We start from the raw sequence: 21,690 nt of genomic DNA, 5'->3' as shown, positions 1-21,690 counted from the left end.
AGCAGGAATTACAAAAGCCTTGAAATTGTTGGTGTCTCAATGTAAAGCAGGAGATATAGTCTATCTGCATTTCTCAACTCATGGTCAACCATTTGAGGATATAAATGGTGATGAAGAAGACGGATGGGATGAATCTATCGTGCCGGTCGATGCTCCGATAGAATATACTAAAGGGAAGTACGAGGGTGAGAACCATCTGACCGATGACGAGTTGCATGAATATTGTATAAAGATTAGGAAGGCTATCGGAAAAATTGGGATTCTGTATGTCGTTATTGACGCTTGCCATGCAGGAAAGGCTTCCATGGGAATTGAAGAAGAGGTGATACGAGGCACGAAAGCCGGTTTTACACGTAGTGGCAAATATTATCGTCCTCAAAAGTTAGAGAGGGGGAATTTCTATAACATACCATCCTCACCATCACTCGGAAAGGTGGTTTTTATAGAGGCGTGTAGAGCTTACCAGGTCAATAAAGAAATAGTTGAAAGCGGTAATCACTATGGTGCTTTATCCTATTATATTAACCGAGTCCTATCTAATCATAAATTAACAAAAGCCATTGCAAACATTGAAATTCATAAAGAAATAAAAGATAGATTAATTAATGAATCTAAATGCTAATAAACAGATGACAGACCATTAATTTTGTTTTGGTATAAACTTTTATTAATTGAAATTAGTGAATTATAAACTTTTATTAATTAAAATTAGTGAATTATAAACTTTTATTAATCTTTTATTAATAAATTTTTTAATAATAAGACATTTTATAATATCTTTTAAATTGTTAAAATTATTAGCTTATATACAAACTGGAGAATATAAACTAAACCTAAGTTCTGTGAGGTATTTTTATGAGTAGAAATATTTTTGTAGAAAAATTGAATCAAACTTATATTGAAGATCTTGATATTGAAATTGTAGAAAGAAAGGGTATCGGTCACCCAGACAGTATCAGTGACGGTATTGCTGAAACTGTAAGTGAAGCACTTTGTAAAATGTACATGGATGAATTAGGTGGAGTATTGCACCACAACACTGACGAAGTTCAAATCACTGCCGGTGAATCAAATCCTGTATTTGGCGGTGGAGAAATCATCAAGCCTATCGACATTCTCTTAACAGGTAGGGGAGTATCCGAATATGAAGGTCACAAATTCCCACTTGACACCATTGCAATTGAAGCAGCTAAGGAATTCCTGGATGATTGTGTAATCAACTTGGATGTAAACCGTGAAACCATTGTTCAATGTAAAATCGGACACGGTTCCGGTGACTTGGTTGATGTATTTAGGAGGGAAGGGGCTCCTTCCTCCAACGACACTTCCTTTGGTGTTGGTTATGCGCCATTCTCTGAAGTGGAAACCATTGTAATGGAAACTGAAAAATTGTTAAACTCCAAGGAGTTTAAAAAATCCCATCCTGCTGTAGGTGAAGACATTAAGGTAATGGGTCTTAGGGACGGAGACAAGATTACATTAACCATCGGCTGTGCTATGGTTTCAAGATACTTGCCTGACAGAGAAGAGTACATTGCAGTAAGAGACGGTTTAAAAGAGATTGTAATTGACCTTGCTTTAAAATACACCGACAGGGAAGTTGAAGTATATGTAAACACTGCAGACAATGATGAGGCAACTGACGAATCCGGTTACTACCTCACTGTAACAGGTACTTCCGCTGAAATGGGAGACGACGGTTCTGTAGGTAGAGGAAACAGGGCAAACGGTTTAATCACTCCATGCAGGCCAATGTCCATGGAAGCAACTTCCGGTAAAAACCCTATCAACCACGTTGGTAAAATCTACAATATTCTCTCAAATGAAATTGCAAATGATGTTGTTAACAATGTTGAAGGTATTAAGCAAATCAACTTGATGATCTTAAGCCAAATCGGTAAACCTATCGACCAGCCTAAGGCAGCTTCCGCCGGTTTAATCTTGGAAGATGGTTATGATATGGATAAGGTAAGTCCACAAGTTAACAAAATCATTGATGATTGGTTAGAGAATATATCTGTAATTACTGAAAATGTGGTTCAAGGAAAAGCAAGAACTTTCTAAGCATTTTTCGTTAAAGGAAAGTGGTAGTTTTAACTACTGCTATCCATTTACTTTATCGTAATTTTAATTTAAAGAACTTTTTTCTTTTGACTATTTTTCCTTTTTTAGTTTTTTAAATTTTTTATTTTTCACTATTTTAAAATCGCTTAGCTTAATTAATTCTTAGAAAAATGGCTTTATAATTTCTTTATTGTTGAATTAATTCTTAGAAAAATAGGCTTTATAATTTCTTTATTGCTTGAATTAATTTTGGGATTTAGTGAAAAATTAAGCAGTTATAAAAAGAAAATAGATTTAAAAGAACATTAAAGGTTTAATTCTTTGGTTTTTAGTTTAATTCTAAAAATTAATCTATAATTTTACTTATTGGTAGGTTTATAATCTATTAATCAATTCAATAATGGGTTTTATTCTTTAAATCCTATCATTCATTTATTAATTATTAATCTATAAAATTCATTAATGGGTTTAATTCTTTAACAAATCATTAATTTATTAATCTATTTATGATTTTCTTGGAGCTTGACCTATTAATTTTATTCTTATTAACTATTATTCGCATTTACATTTATTAGGAGAAATATTATGCCAATAGAAGAGGCAGAAAAATCATATGACTTTAAAAAAATAGAATCAAAGGTTCAGAACTTTTGGGAAGATGAAGACATCTATTCCAAAACAAATGATTTAAGAGCTAATGGGCCACAATATTCTTTTTTAGATGGTCCTCCATATTGTAGTGGAAAAATCCACTTAGGTACAACATGGAATAAGGTAATTAAGGACACATTATTACGTTACAAGTCCATGAATGGATTTTCCCTTAGAAGACAGGCTGGATGGGATACCCATGGTTTGCCTATTGAACATAAGGTAGAACAATTGTTAGGTATTGAATCCAAGCAGGAAATTGAAGAGAAATATGGAATTGACAAGTTTATCGACCAATGTAAAGAGTTTGCAATGGAAAACAAGCTTGCAATGACTGAGCAGTTTAAAAGCTTAGGAGTTTGGATGGATTGGGACAATCCTTACATGACCTTGGATCCTAAATATATGGAATCAGCTTGGTGGACTCTCAAAAAGGCTCATGAACAAAACTTGCTTACCCGTGACCAAAGGGTAATCAGCTGGTGTCCTCACTGTCAAACCGCACTTGCTGCAGCTGAAATCGACTATACAGAGGATGACGACCCATCCATCTATGTCCGTTTCCCATTAAAGGAAAAGCTAATCACTGCAGAAACTTGCCCAGATTTGGATGACGGCCTTTATGACTTAAAGCAATCATTCCTTGTATGGACAACCACACCTTGGACACTTCCAGGTAACTTGGCTATCTGTTTGAATGAGGACTTTGACTATTCCTTTGTAAAAATAGATTCCAGAATTAAAGACATTGCCGGTGATGATGATGAAGAGATTCTCATTATTGCAGATGAACTTCTTGAAAGCGTTTTAGGTCCAATTGAAATAATTCACAAAAACAAGTTGCCAAACCCTAAATACGACCCTGAAGATGAGGAATCTAAGGAGAAAAAATACATCATGGAAGAGGAAAAGGAAGTGATGTATGAAATAATAAAAACCGTTAAGGGTTCTGAACTTCTTGGACTTTCCTATGTTTATCCTTTAGCTGAAGAGGTACCTAAACAGATGGAAATTGAAAGTGAAAACGAATTGGTTCACACAACTTTCCATGGAGACCACGTTGAATTGGGAGAAGGTACCGGTTTTGTACACACTGCACCGGGACACGGTCCTGAGGACTTTGAAATTGGTCAAAAGGTAGGGCTTCCTATACACTGTCCGGTTGATGAGGCAGGATGCTTCACTGAAGATGGCGGTGCTTATGCTGACGGATTCACCAAGGACTTGAATGACACTATCATTGCAGATTTAATATCTCACGGCTTAATGTTTAAGAACACTACAATCACTCACAGGTTCGGAGTATGTTGGAGATGTAAGACTCCTATCATTTACTTGGCTACCGAACAATGGTTTATTAAGGTGCCTGAAATCAAGGATAAGATGTTGTCTGAAGTGGACAGAGTTGAATGGGTGCCTAAATGGGCTGGTGAAGGCAGATTCCATGATTGGGTTGAAAACGCTAAGGATTGGACAATTTCCAGACAAAGGTACTGGGGTATTCCTATTCCTATTTGGGTATGTCCTGACTGCGGTGAAATCAAGGTTATCGGTTCTGTTAGGGAATTGAAGGAACTTGCAATCAATGAAATCACTGCAAGTGATGAGGATTTGGTCCACAGGCCATATGTTGATGATGTTCTCATTAAATGTGATTGTGGCTGTGAGTCTCCAATGAAACGTATTCCAGATGTTTTAGACGTTTGGATCGATTCCGGTGTGGCCGGTTGGGCTGCATTGTATTATCCTGAAGAGAAGGAAATGTTTGAGAAATGGTATCCTTATGACTTCATTTGTGAAGGACACGACCAGACCAGAGGTTGGTTCTATTCCCAATTAGGCGCTGGTGTAATTTCCAATGGAAGGGCTCCATATGACAAGGTATTGATGCACGGTTTCGTATTGGATGAAGATGGTAAAAAGATGAGTAAATCCTTGGGAAATGTTGTACAGCCTGAGGAGGTAATTGAAAAATACGGTGCAGATGTACTTAGGTTCTATCTTTTATGGGCTTGCAAACCTTGGGATGACCTTAAATTTGTATGGGATGAATTGGACAATGTTAAAAAGATGTTTAACATCTTCTGGAATGTTTATGTATTTTCCACAACCTATATGGCACTTGATGATTTCGACCCTGCAAAATGCATAGTTGAAGGTTCTGAAGCTAATGTTAGCTTAAGAAAAGAGGACAAATGGATTTTATCCCGTGTAAACTCACTTGCCAAGGAAGTTGGTGAGGCAATCAACGATGTACACTTCCACTTGGCTACAAGAGCAATAAACAATTTCATACTTGAAGACTTAAGCAGATGGTATGTAAGATTAATCAGAGGAAGAACATGGGTGGAAAGTGATGATCCTGACAAGTTAGGTGCATATTATTCACTTTATACTACTTTAAATACATTGATTCACCTTATGGCTCCTATCACTCCTCACTTGGCTGAAGAGGTTTATGAAAACCTTGTCAAGAACTTGGATGATGATGCAGCTGAAAGTATCCACATGAATGACTGGATGTATGATGAGTCTCTCATTGATTTGGAACTTGAATCCAAAATGGACAATGTTCGTGAAATCATTGAGGCAGCTGCAAGGGCAAGGGATGTTGCAAGATATAAACTCAGATGGCCTGTAAGTGACATTACCGTTGTATCCCAGGATGAAGATGTTCTTGAAAGTGTGGAAGACCTTCAGGAAGTAATCAAGGACCAATCCAACACCAAGGAAGTTCTTACAGCAAAAGAGTTCCCAAATCTTACTTTCATTGCAAAACCTAATTTAAAGACATTGGGTCCAAGACTTAAGGGAGATATGGGAATAGTGCAAAAGTGCTTTGCACAATCCAAGGCTGAAGGTACAGGCAATTCAATCAAGGAAGAGCTTGACAGCACTGGCAAATACATCGTTAAGGGAGAAGATAGGGAAGGTAATTTAAAAGAGATTGAACTTTCCTCAGATGACGTTTTATATGAAACAGAACTTCCTGATGATGTTGTAAGTGCAGAATTCGATGGTGGAAATGTATTTGTAAATACTAAAGTCACTCCTGAAATCTTATCCGAAGCTATGGCTCGTGAACTTATTAGAAGAATCCAGGACATGAGAAAAGACATGGACTTGGATGTTGAGGCCAATATTGGTGTTATGGTCAATACCACTAATGAGTTTAAGGAATTGGTTGAAAAGCAATCAGACTTAATTAGTGATGAGGTTAGAGCTAAATCCCTTGTAATATTTGATGGAGACGCTTGTGAAATCTGTACCGACAAAGGTGAAGGTGGAGAGTATGAAGACATTTCTGTTGAATATTCAAAGGAATGGAAGATTGAAGACAATAAAGTGATTATTTCTGTTGTTAAGATTTAATTTAAAATTTTTATTAATTTTTAATTTATTTATTTTAGATTAATTTAACTCTAATTTAAAAAATAATTTATTATAAATATTCAGAACTAAAAATAGGTGTTAAAATGACTTTAACAGATTCTGAAGTAAAATATATTGAAGGAATTCTTGGAAGACAAATGAATGAACTGGAAGAGGGAATGTTGGATGTAATGTTCTCAGAACACTGTTCATATAAAAGCAGTAGGCCAATCTTGAGATTGTTCCCTACTGAAGGTGAAAATATTATATTGGGGCCTGGAGACGATGCAGGTCTTGTATCAATTACCGATGAATATGCTCTTGCTGTAGGTATGGAAAGTCATAATCACCCTTCAGCTATTGAACCTTACGGGGGAGCAGGTACAGGCATTGGAGGAATTTTAAGAGACATCATCTCCATGGGTGCTATGCCTATAGCACTTCTTGACAGCCTACGTTTCGGACCTCTTGAAGACCAGAAATCAAGATATTTGTTTGAACATGTTGTTGAAGGAATATCTGACTATGGTAACAGGGTAGGCGTACCTACTGTAGCTGGTGAGATTGAATTTGATGAATCATTCAGAACTAATCCTCTTGTAAACGTATTATGTGCAGGTCTTGTTAAAAAGGATGAAATTGTACGTGGTATTGCTCCAAATGTAGGGGATGTATTTTTACTTATGGGTGGAACAACCGGCAGGGATGGAATTCACGGCGTTACCTTTGCATCTGAAGAGTTGACTTCCGATTCTGAAACCGAAGATCGTCCTGCTGTACAGGTTGCAGATCCATTTACCAAAAAAAGAGTGCTTGAGGCTTCCCTTGAAATACTTTCCGAATTGGATGTTTCAGGTGTTAAGGATTTAGGTGGAGGAGGTTTGACCTGTTGTATATCAGAACTTGTGGACTCTTCCGAAAATGGTGCTGTTGTTGACTTGAGAGCTATTCCTTTACGAGAGGAAGGAATGACTCCTTATGAGATTATGCTTTCAGAATCCCAGGAACGTATGATTTTTGTAATCAATCCGGATTATGTTGAAGCTGCCAAAAAGATTTGTGACAAGCATGAAATTCCTTCTGCAGTAATCGGAGAGGTTACTGAAGGAAACCGCATGATTGTAAAGGACTTTGAAGAGGAAGAATTGAATCAGGTCCTTTGTGATTTGCCAACTATTTTGCTTGCAGATCCTCCTTCCCTTGATAGGGAAATGAGAGCTCCTGTAAAAGATGATAACTTGATTCAAGTTGAGGATGGACCTATAGATGAATCAATCTTAAAATTATTGTCCTCTCCAAACATTGCAAGCAAGCAGTGGGTTTACAAACAATACGACCATGAGGTTCAAGTTAGAACTGTTGTAAAGCCTGGAGATGACGCTGCAGTCCTGCAGATTGATGATGAAACAGCTATTGCCCTTACTACAGATTCAAATACCATTCACACTAAATTGTCTCCATATGACGGTGGAGCTGGAAGTGTTGCTGAAGCTATTCGTAATGTGGTTTCAATGGGTGCAAAACCTTATGCTGTTGTGGATTGTCTAAACTTTGGAAATCCGGAAACTCCTGAAATCCTCTGGCAATTCAAGGAATGTATTAAGGGAATGTCTGATATAGCAGAAAAATTCCAATCTCCTGTTATCAGTGGAAATGTAAGTTTCTACAATGAAACCGAAGGAATCAAGATTAATCCGACTCCTGCTGTAGGTGTTATTGGTGTTGAAAGTCTTTCCAATATTAGAACACTTCCATTTAAGGAGGAAGGAGACAAGATCTTAATCATTGGTAAGAGCTATGATGAGATTAACGGTTCTGAATATCACAGATCCCTTCACAATCTTGAACAGGGAGAAGCTCCTAAAATCAGAATTGATGATGAATTGGCTAGTGCAAATACAATCCTTGACTTAATCGAGGCAGATGCTGATTACAGAGACTATCTTGAAGGTGCTGAATTGGATATTACTGCAGTTCATGATGTTTCTGCTGGTGGTATAGCTATTGCATTGTCTGAAATGGCTTTATCCTCTAATTTAGGTTGTGAAATTGATTTGGATTTAGTTCCTAAGGATGAAATGAGTGAAAATAATTTATTATTCTCCGAATCCCATGCTAGATACATTCTTACTGTAAAGGCTGATAAATTGGATTCCATTTTAGAATCAATTGAAGTCGATTGTGCATGCATTGGTGAAGTTAAAGGAGATTCTTTAGTAATTAATAATAAAGATGAAAATATAGTTAATTTAGCTATTAAAGACTTAGATGACGCTTATCATGGTGTAATTGAGAAGTACATGGCTTAATTATATTTTTATTTATTTTTATTTATTTTTATTTTTTTAAAAATTTTTAAAATTCATTTTAGGGAATTTTTATTCTTAAATTTTATTTTTAAAAAATCATTTTTAGGAAAAATTTTTATTTTATTAATTTAATTTTATTTTAATAATTATTTTTTAAAATTTATTTTAGGAATATTTTATTATTTTAATTTTATTTTAATAATTATTTTTAAAAAATTAATTTTTAGGAATTTTTTATTATTTTAATTTTATTTTAATAATTATTTTTAAAAAATCATTTTTAGGAAAATATTTTATTTTAATAGTTTTTTTAAAATTAAATATTTGCTTTGTTTTAAGAATTCATTTATTATTTTTTATTTATTATTTATTATTTCTTATTATCATTTATTAAAATGTATGAAATTATAGGACGGTAAAATGTTTATTTCAAAATTAAAACCACTAAATGAAGTTTTGGCTAAACTTGATGAGAATCAGAAGATTATGGGGACTGAAAAGATTCATGTTAAGGATTCTCAAGGTAGGGTTTTAGCTCATAGTGTTTCTTCTTATCATAACTCTCCACCATTTGACAAATCTGCTATGGATGGTTATGCTCTTATTGCAGAGGATACTTTTGGAGCTTCCAACAGTGTTATTAAGGATTTTAAAATCATTGACCGAATTGGGGCAGGTGATTTTTCCCAAAAGACTGTCAATCATGGCGAAGCTATTGTTATAGCAACTGGAGCACCTATTCCTAAGGGAGCAAATGCTGTTTTAATGAAAGAATACACTTATGAAAATGGTGACGATTTGGAAATTCATTCTCAAGTAACTCCTGGTGAAAACATTTCTCCAAAGGCAGAGGATATTGCTGAAGGGGATGAGGTTTTAGCTGCAAATGTTTTAATTCGTCCTCAAGAGATGGGATTGATTGCATCTGCAGGATACAGTGAAATAGAAGTCTTTAAAAAACCAAGAGTAAAATTGATCATTACTGGAAATGAATTGGTGGAGCCTTCTCCAAAGATCGATAAGGCTAAAATCATAAATTCAAATCAATTTACCATTGCAGCTCTCATTAGAAGTGCAGGTGCTTTAGTGGATATTGAACATGGTTTTGATGAGTTTGATGAAGTTAGAGACATTATTGAAAAATCCACTCATGATTATGATGTTGTTATAACAACAGGGGGAACAGCTATCAGTAAGGGAGATGTAGTTGTTGATGCTGTAGATGATATTGGTGAGGTTTTATTCCATGGTGTTGCTATGAGGCCAGGAAAACCTGTCGGTGCCGGAATTGTTAATGACACTCCAGTATTTATGCTTTCAGGCCAACCTGTTGCGGCAATGGCTCAATTTGATATAGTTGCGAGAGATTACTTGTTTAAAATGCAAGGACTTGAATTTAAGAATTCCATTGTAAAAAGAAAAGCAAGTTCCAAGATTCCTTCAAGTCTTGGCAGAACAGATTATATTAGGGCTGTAGCTGATGATAACACTGTTCATCATGTCTTAAACAGAGGTTCTGGCATTATTAGGTCTATGGTGGAAGCTAATTCTTATATAATTATTGATGAAAATCATGAAGGAGTGGAAAAAGGAGATATGGTGGATTTAATCTACTTTAGAGACATGTCTTGGCCTCTTCTTTAGATTTCTCCTTATTTTTAACTTTTTTAATTTTTATTTATTTTACTTTTTTTGACTTATTTTTATTTTTAGCTATTTTTTTCATTTATTTTTTATTTTTAAAGTTCAAATTTTCTATTTAACTATTTCTCACGTTTTTTTAATCATTAACGGCTGTGCTGTCCTAATTTATAAATCAAATAGTATTTTCCCAAATTGTTTAAGGATGAACTTCCATGTGAATATCCTGCATTGTAGCCACTATTATAGGCTTCTTCCAAGAGATATTCCTGTTCTTCCTCATATTCCTTTTGAATATAATCCTCTTGAGCGGTATTTAACTTTTCATTAAATTCTGATTTGGTCAATTTGGACTTTGGGGTACAATCAATAATCTTTTTAGCTGTTTTGTCTATTTTATTTCCATTATAAGACAATTGATAAATAGTTTTATTGGATTCGAAATAAATGAATGTTACATTATGTTCCACTATGCTTCTGTTGCTGTAGTATGCAACTGCATGATGGCCATTAATTGTAGCCTCTTCCATATCATAAACTTCTTCAAATGTTGATTCATAACCATAATTGTTTATAAGGTTCTTACTGTCATTTAAACATAATAATCCGAATTCAAATACATTTTCATAGGAATATCCATTTTCTGATAATCTTCCTCCAGCATATTCGTTTGGAATTTTAAAATCAATATTGTTTAAACTTATGTTGGTCCATTCTGAACTATTTGATGCACTTATTGAACTTGTACATAAAAGTGCAATCATCCCTATACATATCAAAAAAAGCATTATTTTTCTATTCATGCTTTACTCTTTATTTAAGCTTACTTTTAAAAATTTCTTTTTGCTTTTATTAGTTTATATTTTTGTTCATTTTTTATGTTCCTTTTGTTCTTTATGTTCTTTATGTTCTTTATGTTCTTTATGTTCCTTTTGTTCTTTATGTTCTTTATGTTCCTTTTGTTCTTTATGTTCTTTATGTTCTTTATGTTCCTTATTTTTTCACTCATGTTTTTTATTTTTTTTAGTTTTATTAGGTTTTTACTTATATCTTTTTCATTTTTCTTCCTTAATTTGTTTCTATTTGCCAAACTTTTTTTAAACATTTATTCTCATTTATTCTTAAAGTTAGTTTTTTATATGATAAAATTTAATAATTATTTACAATACATTAAATTAAAAATATTGATATTAAGACTAATTATAAAACTATTAAATTCATTAAAGTGTTACTATGGATGGTATTTATTTTTATGTAATTGCTTTTATACTTATTTGGCTAATTGCAATTGTTTTTAAAAGTTCTCTTGAGAGATATGGTGTGGAGGTAGGTTTTCCTCTTTTAATGTGGAGAACCAAACGTTTGCATGGTTTTATTGATAAATTGGCTAAGTGGTCTCCACGTTTCTGGAAAATCTATATGAATATTGGAATTGCAGTTTCAGTTTTCTTCATGGTCTTTATGGCAGTTGCCCTTGTCTACTCACTGACTACAATTATAGACACTCCATCTGTAAGTCTGATTCTTCCAGGTGTTGACGTTCCAGGCTCTCCTATACACATTCCTCTTGTAGAAGGGCTTATAGCACTTGCAACTGTTATTGTAATTCATGAATTCAGTCACGGAATTTTGTCTCGTGTGGAAAATATCAAACTTGAATCCATAGGATTGTTATTGTTTGCTGTTCTTCCAGGAGCTTTTGTAGAGCCTGATGAAGAGGAATTGGAAGCTCTTCCAAAGCCATCTCAGCTTAGAATTTTATCAGCGGGATCCATTGCAAACCTGTCCCTTGCTGCCATTGCCCTTATAATCATAACTATTTTGTCTTCATTTGTTCTTCCTGCAGTATTTGTTGAGGATGGAGTTGAAATTCAGTCTTTACCTGGTGATGGCAATGCTGTAAAATACTTAAGTGAGGGAATGATAATCCGATCCATTGACAATTACACATTTGACAATTCAACTGGTTATATGGATGCAGTATCTACATTAAGGCCTAACAATACGGTAACGGTTGGAACTGACCAGGGAGATTATAGTTTTAAATTGAAAACCCATCCAAACAATTCAAGTCTTGGTTATATGGGTGTTCAGGCCCAATTACATTATGTATTGACTGAGCAATATGATAATCAGCCTTACAGTTTCCTTCTGTGGGGATTAATGTCACTTAAGGATCTGTTCTTCTGGATTTTCTTTATGAACTTTGCTGTAGGTACATTCAATCTGCTTCCTATGAAACCATTGGACGGAGGTAAAATCTTTGAGATCTTGCTGTCTTATGTAAGTTCTGAAAATATTTATAAGCCTCTAACTGCCTTTATGTCCTATTTTATGGGAATTATAATTGTATTTAGTTTAATTTACGGTTTTGTAGGGGCTTTAATTTAATTATTTTAATTAAACAATTCTTTTCTTTTTTTATTTTTTTATTATTTTTATTTAGAGCTATTTTTATTATTTTTCTATTATTTTTCTATTATTTTTCTATTTAGAGCTATTTTTATTATTTTTATTTATTAATTTTCTTTTTATTTTTTCAAAATTAGTTTAATAATTAACGAATAAATTTTATTCTTAAAAAAAGAGTTTACAAATTTAATTAGAATTTCTAAAAAAAGTTTAAATAAAATTAAAATAATTATTTCTTAAAAAAGAGTTTACAAATTTAATTAAAATTTCTAAAAAAAGATTATCTTAGGGGTAATAAAATAAAAATAGAATTAAAAGGTTAAAAACCTTTTAATCGTGATTAATTAAAGTTCTAATTTTTTAGCTTCTTCTACTAATTTTTGACCTAATTCGAAACTTGTCATATTGTTTTCTTCATCAGGTACATAGTAGATTTCTTGTTGGTCGATTACTTCGAATCCACAGTCAGTTAATTCATTAGCTATGAATTCTACAGATCCGCCTCTTCCTCCCATTGAACCGAAGGTAACAGCAGGTCTTTTAAATCCAGTTCTGTTAAAGTGTAATCCTTTTAAGTAGTAGATTATGTCTCCAATACTTGGGAATGGGAAGTCGTTAATGGTTGGAATACCGAAAGCAACTGCTTTACTTGTTAATATGCTTTTAACGATTTCACTTCTTTCATCTTCGTGTAAGAAGAACATTTCAACGTCGTATCCTTCTGCAATAATACCTTCAGCTACTTCATGAGCCATTTTTTGGGTTGAGTAGTGCATGGTATCGTATACGATAGTTACCTTGTCCTCTGCAGCTTTACCGGTAGCCCAGTCACTGTATGCTCCAATGATTTTCATTGGGTCAGTCCAGATTTGGCCGTGGGAAGGAGCAATCATTTTGATTTGATCCAAGAGACCTAATTCAATGATTTCATCAAATTTATTAAGTACTTTTTTACTTAATGGAGTGATTAGGTTTCCGTAGAATTTTTGTGCTGCGTCCATCAAGACATTTTCTGGAATGTCTGTGTCATATCTTTTGGAGAAGCATAAGTGTTGACCGAATGCATCGTTAGGGAAAAGAATTCCATCTTCTGCAAGTAAGGTAAACATGCTGTCAGGCCAGTGGAGTAAGAATGCATCTAAAAATGCTAAGGTTTTTCCACCTAAGTCAAGGGAATCCCCAGTTCCTACAATATTAAAGTCAGCGCCCTCTAATTTAGGATAGTGTCTAAGCAATCCTCCTTCTGCAATTTTACTGCAGTAGATAGGTGCATCGAATCTTTTCCATAAGTCGTATAAAACACCACTGTGGTCTTTTTCAACATGGTTTTGAACAATGTAATCAACTTTTATTTCTCTTCCTTCCTGTTCAAAGGCATCTTCGATACGTGCCATCATTTCATCAGTTTTTCCAGGATATGCATTATCGATAATTGCTACTTTTTCACCGAATACGATGTATGCGTTGTAGGTAGTTCCATCTAAGGTATATCCGTGGTAAGTTCTTAAGTCCCAGTCAAGTACACCGATCCAGTATACTCCTTCACCTATTTTTTGAGCTTTTGCTTTCATAATATTGCCTCAATACTAATTTTGAATTATTTAATTCAAACTTATTAATAAAATTAATTTTATTAATTACTTATCTATTAACTAAATTAATATTTTAATCTTTTCATTGTTTTGATTAGTAATAGATTTAGTTAATGATAGTTCGTAAATAATTGAACAAATATATTTTTATTTTTTAATCTATATAAAGTTTTGTTTTCTAATCCTACGAACAATATTTTTTTAAAATATTTTAGCTTTGATTTTTATAAAATTCTTAATTTTTTTTAAAATTTTTTCATAACTTTCATTTGTTTCAAACTTCTAAAATTAATTTGTCTAATATTGCCTTATTTTTTAATTAGTTTAATATTTGTTTGTTATTTTTTTAAAATAAAGCCAATTTTATTAAAACTGTTCGTTTTTTATATGGAGATTTCTTTATTTTTTATAAAATTGTTCGTATTTTCTTACAATTTTACTTAAACATTTTGTAGATATAAGAACAAGTATATATGTTAGAAAGTGAATATATATAATCTGTATTATAGTTTTTAATATTTTTTAAAAAATTTTCTTTTTTTTAAAAATTATTCATTAAAGGTTTAAAAAATTTTTTAATTTATAATATTAAAAGGTTTTTAGTAATTTATGTTTATTGATTTGAAATTTTAATTTTAAATTTTTTTAAATGAGAGGGATTCTTATGGAAGATGGAGAAATTGTTGAAAAACAAAAACCTATTCAAATTTTTGCAAAGGCTCCTGGCGAATTAGGAGTAAACGTTGTTAAAAGTCCAGTTAAATTAACTATTCTTTCCATGTTAAAAGACACTGATATGGAATTTGATGAAATTGTAAAAAATACTGGAAAATCAAAATCCACTATTTCTGTACACTTGAAATCTTTAAGGGAAGATGGAATCGTAAGCTACAGATTTGATGCAAACGACCACCGTAAAAAAATATTCTATATTAGTTCTAAATTCTTAGGTGAAGTAGAATCTGGAGACAGTAAGGAATTGGAAGAAAGACAAGCTGAATTCTTGGTAAAGAATATATTGGATGTAGATAACTTTAAATTCTCTTTCCTTTTATTCCACACATTAAGATCCAACTTAATCCAGGAAGGAATTAACATTAACCCTGTCTTAAACCAAACCGGTAAGAATATCGGTGCTGCAATGTTTGAAAAACTTTACGACGATGATATTGAAAAGTTCAGTGAAAACATTTGTGAATTCTGGGAAGACAACGGTTTAGGTAAGCTTGAAATCAAATTAGGAGACATTATTGACATTACTGCATTTGAATGTTTTGAATGTAGTTTACTTCCTAAAAAGGGTAAGCCTGCCTGTTACTTAGATGCAGGTATTTTTGAAGCCTTATTCACCAACTATCTTAAGAAAGATATTGAAGTGACTGAAGTTAAATGTTTCACAATGGGTGACGACTGCTGTAATTTCTTGGTCGAATCCCCAGATGGAAGCTCTGTTTTAGCTTAATTTAGATTAATTTAGATTAATTTAGATTAAATTTAGTTTTAATTATTTAAATAAATTTAGATTAAATTTAGCTTAATTTTACTTTTAGTTTAAAGTTTTCAGTTGTTTATTTTAAACAACTTTTTTTACTTTTTTTTACTTTTTTTATTATTTTGATTTTTAATTTTTAATTTTAATTTTTTCATTTTCATTGAATTTTACTATTTTTTCATGTTTTTTAATCCTTTTAAATTTTATTATTTTAGTTGAATTTTACATTTTATTCTTAATTTTACTATTTTTTTTAAATTTTCCATTTTTAATTTAATTTAACGATTTTAAAGCTATTTTTCAAAATAATATTATTTTTCAAATGCTCTCCCTTAAAAATATTTATATTAGAATGTCTAATATAATTGTAATGTCAGATTCTATATTTTGTCCAGACTGTAGGATGTTAAAAACAAATTGTGTATGTGGAAGATACAAGGCAAATAGAGATAAGAGAAATTCTTATCAAGACACTAAAAATTATAATGTGTCTGGCTCTGGAAATAATAAAAGATATAATAATGGGAAGACTGAAAGGAGTTCTGGACGTAAAAATTCATTTGGAAATAAAGATAACATGTTTAACAGAAAAAATACATCACCAGAAAAGCCTAAAGGTTTATACATGTATGAAAATCGGGAACCTGTTCGTGTTGATGAGGAGGAATTGAATTTTGGTTCAGGTGAAATATACGATATTGCAGCACATGATTTGCCTAAGGAAGTAATTGAGTCTTTGAAAGAGGAATACCCTGAAATTCCTGAAAACATTATAGAGAACTTTCCTTTTGAGCGTCCCCGTGAAGGACAGCTTGAAATTATTGCAGATATTGAGGAAGCCATTTCAAAGGGATACAGATACATTATTCTGGAAGCTGGAACAGGTACAGGCAAGTCTGCTGTAGCAACAACCTTAGCCCGCATGTACGAATCAGCATATATTTTGACAATGACCAAGCAGTTGCAAAAGCAGTATGCAGATGAGTTTGATTTTCCTCTTGTAAAGGGAAGATCCAATTTTAACTGTCTGAAAGAAGGTCTTGAATCCACTTGTGATATGGGAGCATGTAAAACTGCACTCAAATCCTCTAAATTCTTCTGTCCTTATGGGATAAGTAAAAATCCGACTTTGACAGGAGACATTGCATTTCAGGATTCCTTTGGCGGAGACATTTTCTTCCAAACAGATGACCACTGTTACTATTGGCAACAAAAGGCAAATTCCATCAATTCCCCAATCACATTGATGAATTATGATTATGCAATTCTGGAATTGAACTATGTAAAGCACTTTTCCAAAAGATCCTTACTTATTCTTGACGAGGCACATAATATAGAGGATAAATTGATGAAAACAATGGAAATCAATTTATATAATCGCCAATTGGAAAAGGACATAAAGAAGGTCATAAGTCAGGAAACCCTTAGAAATCAGGATGTAGGCCAATGGATTATGGAGATTGATGCAATTCAAGGTCACTATTCAGATATTGATGTTAAGGAATTGCCTTCAAATAAGGCTGATAGAATAGGTTCAACAATCAGAAGATTAAAATCATTAAAGACAAATCTTGAAAATGAACCTGGAAATTGGGTCATAGATGCTGATGAGAATGGAGTTTCATTTAAACCGCTTCGGGTTCACCAATATGCTGAGGATTATTTGTTCAAGCATGGGGATGTTGTAATCTTTTTAAGTGCAACAATCCTGTCACACAAGCTTTTCTCCAAATGGTTAGGTTTAAATCCAAGGGATGTTTATCATATTAAGGTTGACAGTCCATTTTCAGTTGAAAAAAGACCTATTGAATTAAACTTGGCCGGAAAAATGTCTAAAGGAAGGGTTAAGCAATCCGCTCCAAAGTCAATAGAAATCCTTCAAAAGATTCTTGCTCGTCATGAGGGTGACAAGGGTCTGATTCACACTCACAGTTACAACTGTCAAAACTATATCACAAGCCATCTTTATAATTCAAGATTGATTTCACACAATTCCACTAATAGGGAAAGGGTTTTAAGCTATTTTGAAAAGGATGACAATCCATTGGTTCTTGTAAGTCCTTCAATGAGTGAAGGTGTAGACCTTCCTTATGACAAGTGCAGATTCCAGGTAATCTACAAGATTCCATTCCCTTATTTAGGTGATATGCAGATAAACAAGAGAATGAAAAAGGACCAAAGATGGTATGCCTATAAGACAGCTATGACTTTGATGCAGGCTTATGGTAGGGGAATGAGAGCAGAGGATGACTCTTGTGTAACCTATATTCTGGATTCAGACATTAAGATGATTCTTAAAAGTCCATTATACAGGTCTTTGATTCCTGAGTTCTTTAAGGAAGCTATTGTTATTAATGATGATCGTATTATCTAGCCCAGCTTTTGAGGCTTCGCCTCAAAAACCTGGACCAAAATCTTGTCGATTGGGGTGACAATTGAATTTTTGTCTTTTTAATGGTGTCTGATTTTAATCATTTTTAATGGTTTTTAATTATTAATTCTATTTTTAAGTGGTTTTTAATCATTTTTGATAGTTAATTAATTAGTTGATTCTATTTTTAAGTGGTTTTTAATCATTTTTAATGGTTTTTAATTATTAATTCTGTTTTTAAGTGGTTTTTAATCATTTTTGATAGTTAATTAATTAGTTTATTCTGTTTTTAAGTGGTTTTTAATTATTTTTAATTATATTTATAAGTTTTAAAGTTAGGGATTTGATGGTAGAGAGGGAATATATTGAAATTGATGGCATTCCAGTTCTTTTGGAGAAAAAGAATAATAAATATATGTATATGCGTATTTTAGATAATTCCACACTTCGTATAACTGTCCCTTATGGTGTTAGCAGGGAAACTGTTGAAGAATTTGTCAGAAGCAGAAAGGAATGGATTCTTGAAAAAATGGAATATCTAAAGAATAATCCTCCAAAACCTAAACTTAAGTATTTGAATGATGAAATTCATTATATTTGGGGTCAACCCTATAAAATCCAGCTAATTACAAATAATTTTATAAAAAACGCCTTTTATGATGCTGATGAGGAAATAATATATCTTCCAGTTTCTAAAAGAAGTACAATTCAACAAAGGGAAAAGACCATGAGGGAATTGTATAGGCGTGAAGTTCAGGAGAATTTGGATTTGTTTTTGGAAAATGCAATAAGCATTGTAGGTCAAAGGCCAAGTGAAATTAAAATCAGAAGCATGAAAAACTGGGGAAATTGTAATACTAATAGAAGAGTTACCTTAAATTTGAATTTGGCTAAAAAACCTCCTGAATGTTTAAAATATGTTTTGATTCATGAACTTACCCATTTGATAGAATTTAATCATGGCCCCAGATTCAAGGAACTTATGGATCAGTTCTGTCCAAACTGGAGAGAACTCAAAGAGATTTTAAATTCAGAGCAAAATTAGTTTTAGTTTAAGTTTTTATAATAAAAGTATAAATAAATTTTAGAAATAGGTAAATTAGTTATTAAACGGACCTAGGGGGATTTGAACCCCCGACCTTGGGATCCGAAGTCCCACGTCATTCCTGACTAGACTATAGGCCCAATTTTAAAAGAAGTAAAATTATTTTATTTTTTAAAAATTACATTTTTTTATTTTCATTAAAATAATTTTAATAATATTTATCTCTTTTTATGTTTTTATATTTTAGTTTATTTTAATTTCAAATATTATTTCAAATATTTTTTAAACGTTTTCCAACTCATTTTTTCATGTTTTTTTAAAAATTTATATAATTGTTTTTAAATAAATTATATTGATTTAATAGAATTTAATTTAAATTGTTATTAAAAATTACTATTTAAAATTATTAACTTTCAGTTGTCAAATTTTTATGGAGATATTATGCTTACAAAAAGAATTATTCCCTGTTTGGACTGTGACCTTCAGGTTCCAGAGGGCAGAGTCGTTAAGGGAGTTGAATTTAAACAAATCAGATATGCAGGAAATCCTGTTGAACTTGCTACCAAATATTATGAGGATGGGGCTGATGAAATAGTTATTCTAGACATTACAGCTTCCCATGAACGTAGAGGAACAATGGTTGATGTTATAGAAAGATTAACTGAAAATGTATTTATCCCTATCTGTGTCGGTGGCGGAATAAGAAAGGTGGAGGATTACACTCGCATGCTTAAGGCAGGAGCTGATAAATGTTCCACAAACACTGCAGCCATTCACAATCCTCAGCTTTTAACAGATGCCTCCAAGGTTGTAGGTTCTCAGGCTGTCGTAATAGGCATTGATGCTAAAAGAAGATATGTTGAAGATGATAAAGAGGCTGCTCAAGGAAAAACCATAGTTGATACTGATAAGGGAGAAGTTTGGTTTGACTGCAGTATTTACGGAGGCAGAGAATTTACAGGAATGGATGCCATTGCTTGGGCTCAGGAATGTCAGGACAGAGGAGCAGGTGAAGTTCTTTTAACATCCATGGACGGAGATGGAACCAAGGACGGTTATGATTTGGTGCTTACAAAGGCAATAAATGATAATGTTGACATTCCGGTTATTGCTTCCGGAGGGGTAGGTAAACCAGAACACATTCTAGAGGCTTTTGAAATTGCAGACGCAAGTGCAGCACTTGCAGCCAGCATTTTCCATTTTGACGAATATCCTGTTCCGGTAGTTAAGAAATATCTAAAAGAAAAAGGAGTTCCTATTAGGGAAACCTTTTAATTATTTTTATTATTTTATTATTTTATTATTTTATTATTTTATTATTTTATTATTTTATTATTTTAATTCTTTAATTGTTTTAATTGTTTTACTGTTGCTGTTTGAACTCTTTTATTATTTTACTGATTTCACTGTTTTCACGGTTTTGTTTAAATTCTTTTATTATTTTACTGATTTCACTGTTTTCACGGTTTTGTTTAAATTCTTAAAAAATTAAATTCTATAATTCTAAAATTATTGTGATTCTATGTCTGATTTAAAATTTAATTCATTGATTAACCTTAAGTTGACCCAAGAGTCTGGTCAAACTTCACAGCCTCCATGGAGATATAATCTTGATGAAAATATGGTTTCATTTACAGATGTGATTTACTTAAAAAACCCTTCAATTATTGATAGGCTTAACGATGATTCCATCAATTTAAATAAATTCCCTGTTCTTTTAAAGACATTTCAAAATAAAAATGATTTGAATTCATTCAAGTATCTATATGAGCTTCCTAAAAAAATTGATAAAATGGAATTTTCAATTGATTTAAAAAACTTTTCAAAAAAAGAACTGAAGGAACTTGAAAGTGAAATAGGAAAGGAAATAGGAAAAATCTATAATCTTGACTTTGATCTTGAAAAGTTCTATGAATTTTTGGCTGCTGATGAAAAGCTTGTTGACTCAATAGGATTCTGTAATGGATTAAGACTTTTTTTAGCAAAGGATCCTTTTGAATGCGTAATCTCTTCAATATGTTCTGCAAACAATTCAATTGCCCGTTGGACCAAGTCAATTGATAAAATCAAACATAATTGGGGCAGAAAACTGGAATTTGATTCCGGTGTTTTTAATACTTTTCCGCATCCTGATGATTTTAAGGATTTCTTTGAAACTCCAATTGAGGAGGCTGATGCTGATGGGCACAGTTATGAGATTGAATGCTATACCCATAACCTTAAGTCCTGTGGAGTCGGATATAGGGCTCCATATATGAAAAAGGCAGGTAAAATATTTCACACAGATTTAAGGGCAGAGGATATTTTTAAAATGGATTATGATGAAGCGTTTGAAGCGGCTTTGGGAGTTCCTGGTGTAGGTCCTAAGGTGGCTGATTGTATATTATTGTATGGTTTTGGATTTATGGAAGCTTTCCCTTCAGATGTTTGGATAAAAAGAATTATTTCTCATCTTTATTTTGATGGAGAAGACATTTCAGCAGATAAAACAAGAGAATTTGGCATGGATTATTTTGGAGACTATGCCGGTTATGCACAACTTTATTTATTCCATTATGCTCGTAAGTCCGGGTTAATGGAGAAAATTAAGAATAAATAGTTCTTATGCAGCAATAATTTTAAAAATCTATTTTTTTTATTTCTCTTTAGAGTTTTTTTTTATTTTATTTTATTTTTAAAAATCTATTTTTTTTATTTTTCATTAAAATGCTTTAAATCATAAAATAAGCAATTTAAGAAAT

The 21,690-nt window shown here is 32.5% G+C and carries 14 protein-coding genes and 1 tRNA gene; 11 read left to right on the top strand and 4 right to left on the bottom strand.

From position 1 onward, the window contains the following. The 5 genes from Q0138_RS06025 to glp form a co-directional block, all read left to right on the top strand. Window positions 1-622 (top strand): caspase family protein (locus Q0138_RS06025; protein WP_297982063.1); only part of this gene is annotated, 622 nt, incomplete at its 5' end. A 233-nt stretch (window positions 623-855) separates the two neighbouring features. Continuing rightward, complete coding sequence (locus tag Q0138_RS06020; protein ID WP_297982061.1) at window positions 856-2,064, top strand: methionine adenosyltransferase; 1,209 nt, start codon at window positions 856-858, stop codon at window positions 2,062-2,064. Window positions 2,065-2,649: 585 nt separating this feature from the next. After that, the gene (gene ileS / locus Q0138_RS06015; RefSeq protein ID WP_297982059.1) at window positions 2,650-6,087 is read left to right on the top strand and encodes an isoleucine--tRNA ligase; all 3,438 of its coding nucleotides are present in this window, start codon (window positions 2,650-2,652) and stop codon (window positions 6,085-6,087) included. 104 nt (window positions 6,088-6,191) lie between these two features. Continuing rightward, on the top strand, window positions 6,192-8,396 hold the full coding sequence (purL, locus tag Q0138_RS06010) for a phosphoribosylformylglycinamidine synthase subunit PurL (RefSeq protein ID WP_297982057.1): 2,205 nt from the start codon (window positions 6,192-6,194) through the stop codon (window positions 8,394-8,396). A gap of 420 nt (window positions 8,397-8,816) precedes the next feature. Next, window positions 8,817-10,040 (top strand): gephyrin-like molybdotransferase Glp, encoded by a 1,224-nt coding sequence (gene glp / locus Q0138_RS06005; protein WP_297982055.1) that lies wholly within the window; start codon window positions 8,817-8,819, stop codon window positions 10,038-10,040. 143 nt (window positions 10,041-10,183) lie between these two features. Here the strand turns inward: glp and Q0138_RS06000 are convergent, their stop codons facing one another. Beyond that, entirely contained in the window at window positions 10,184-10,840 is a 657-nt protein-coding gene (locus tag Q0138_RS06000; protein ID WP_297982053.1) for a hypothetical protein, read from the bottom strand. Between the two features lie 26 nt (window positions 10,841-10,866). Further along, the gene (locus Q0138_RS05995; RefSeq protein ID WP_297982051.1) at window positions 10,867-11,142 is read right to left on the bottom strand and encodes a hypothetical protein; all 276 of its coding nucleotides are present in this window, start codon (window positions 11,140-11,142) and stop codon (window positions 10,867-10,869) included. A gap of 128 nt (window positions 11,143-11,270) precedes the next feature. Between Q0138_RS05995 and Q0138_RS05990 the strand changes: the two genes are divergently transcribed. After that, window positions 11,271-12,428 (top strand): site-2 protease family protein, encoded by a 1,158-nt coding sequence (locus tag Q0138_RS05990; RefSeq protein ID WP_297982049.1) that lies wholly within the window; start codon window positions 11,271-11,273, stop codon window positions 12,426-12,428. A gap of 365 nt (window positions 12,429-12,793) precedes the next feature. On the opposite strand, the gene Q0138_RS05985 is transcribed toward Q0138_RS05990, so the two are convergent. Beyond that, on the bottom strand, window positions 12,794-14,020 hold the full coding sequence (locus Q0138_RS05985; protein ID WP_297982047.1) for an FprA family A-type flavoprotein: 1,227 nt from the start codon (window positions 14,018-14,020) through the stop codon (window positions 12,794-12,796). 685 nt (window positions 14,021-14,705) lie between these two features. Between Q0138_RS05985 and Q0138_RS05980 the strand changes: the two genes are divergently transcribed. The 3 genes from Q0138_RS05980 to Q0138_RS05970 all read left to right on the top strand — a co-directional run bounded on the left by Q0138_RS05980 (window position 14,706) and on the right by Q0138_RS05970 (window position 18,949). Further along, window positions 14,706-15,503 (top strand): V4R domain-containing protein, encoded by a 798-nt coding sequence (locus tag Q0138_RS05980; protein ID WP_297982045.1) that lies wholly within the window; start codon window positions 14,706-14,708, stop codon window positions 15,501-15,503. Window positions 15,504-16,158: 655 nt separating this feature from the next. Beyond that, window positions 16,159-17,907, top strand: a complete 1,749-nt coding sequence (locus tag Q0138_RS05975; protein WP_346662271.1) for an ATP-dependent DNA helicase — start codon at window positions 16,159-16,161, stop codon at window positions 17,905-17,907. 343 nt (window positions 17,908-18,250) lie between these two features. After that, entirely contained in the window at window positions 18,251-18,949 is a 699-nt protein-coding gene (locus Q0138_RS05970; protein WP_297982041.1) for a SprT family zinc-dependent metalloprotease, read from the top strand. Between the two features lie 66 nt (window positions 18,950-19,015). Here Q0138_RS05970 and Q0138_RS05965 read toward each other — a convergent pair. Continuing rightward, a tRNA-Arg gene (locus Q0138_RS05965) sits at window positions 19,016-19,089 on the bottom strand. 301 nt (window positions 19,090-19,390) lie between these two features. Here Q0138_RS05965 and hisF point away from each other — a divergent pair. Continuing rightward, window positions 19,391-20,224, top strand: a complete 834-nt coding sequence (gene hisF / locus Q0138_RS05960; protein WP_297982039.1) for an imidazole glycerol phosphate synthase subunit HisF — start codon at window positions 19,391-19,393, stop codon at window positions 20,222-20,224. Between the two features lie 247 nt (window positions 20,225-20,471). Next, window positions 20,472-21,548 carry a DNA glycosylase gene (locus Q0138_RS05955; RefSeq protein WP_297982038.1) on the top strand — a complete coding sequence of 359 codons (1,077 nt, stop codon included), beginning with the start codon at window positions 20,472-20,474 and terminating at the stop codon, window positions 21,546-21,548. Window positions 21,549-21,690 lie beyond the last annotated feature (142 nt).

Source organism: uncultured Methanobrevibacter sp. (genome assembly GCF_937906425.1).
Classification (GTDB): Archaea; Methanobacteriota; Methanobacteria; order Methanobacteriales; family Methanobacteriaceae; genus Methanobrevibacter.
Note: the sequence above shows the minus strand (reverse complement) of the source record. Positions and strands in the feature narration are given on the sequence as shown.

Bases quoted from the DNA above. Each gene is read 5' to 3' on its own strand.
- Q0138_RS06020 (WP_297982061.1), top strand. From the start codon at position 856: ATGAGTAGAAATATTTTTGTAGAAAAATTGAATCAAACTTATATTGAA.
- ileS (WP_297982059.1), top strand. From the start codon at position 2,650: ATGCCAATAGAAGAGGCAGAAAAATCATATGACTTTAAAAAAATAGAA.
- purL (WP_297982057.1), top strand. From the start codon at position 6,192: ATGACTTTAACAGATTCTGAAGTAAAATATATTGAAGGAATTCTTGGA.
- glp (WP_297982055.1), top strand. From the start codon at position 8,817: ATGTTTATTTCAAAATTAAAACCACTAAATGAAGTTTTGGCTAAACTT.
- Q0138_RS06000 (WP_297982053.1), bottom strand. From the start codon at position 10,840: ATGAATAGAAAAATAATGCTTTTTTTGATATGTATAGGGATGATTGCA.
- Q0138_RS05995 (WP_297982051.1), bottom strand. From the start codon at position 11,142: ATGTTTAAAAAAAGTTTGGCAAATAGAAACAAATTAAGGAAGAAAAAT.
- Q0138_RS05990 (WP_297982049.1), top strand. From the start codon at position 11,271: ATGGATGGTATTTATTTTTATGTAATTGCTTTTATACTTATTTGGCTA.
- Q0138_RS05985 (WP_297982047.1), bottom strand. From the start codon at position 14,020: ATGAAAGCAAAAGCTCAAAAAATAGGTGAAGGAGTATACTGGATCGGT.
- Q0138_RS05980 (WP_297982045.1), top strand. From the start codon at position 14,706: ATGGAAGATGGAGAAATTGTTGAAAAACAAAAACCTATTCAAATTTTT.
- Q0138_RS05975 (WP_346662271.1), top strand. From the start codon at position 16,159: ATGTATGAAAATCGGGAACCTGTTCGTGTTGATGAGGAGGAATTGAAT.
- Q0138_RS05970 (WP_297982041.1), top strand. From the start codon at position 18,251: ATGGTAGAGAGGGAATATATTGAAATTGATGGCATTCCAGTTCTTTTG.
- hisF (WP_297982039.1), top strand. From the start codon at position 19,391: ATGCTTACAAAAAGAATTATTCCCTGTTTGGACTGTGACCTTCAGGTT.
- Q0138_RS05955 (WP_297982038.1), top strand. From the start codon at position 20,472: ATGTCTGATTTAAAATTTAATTCATTGATTAACCTTAAGTTGACCCAA.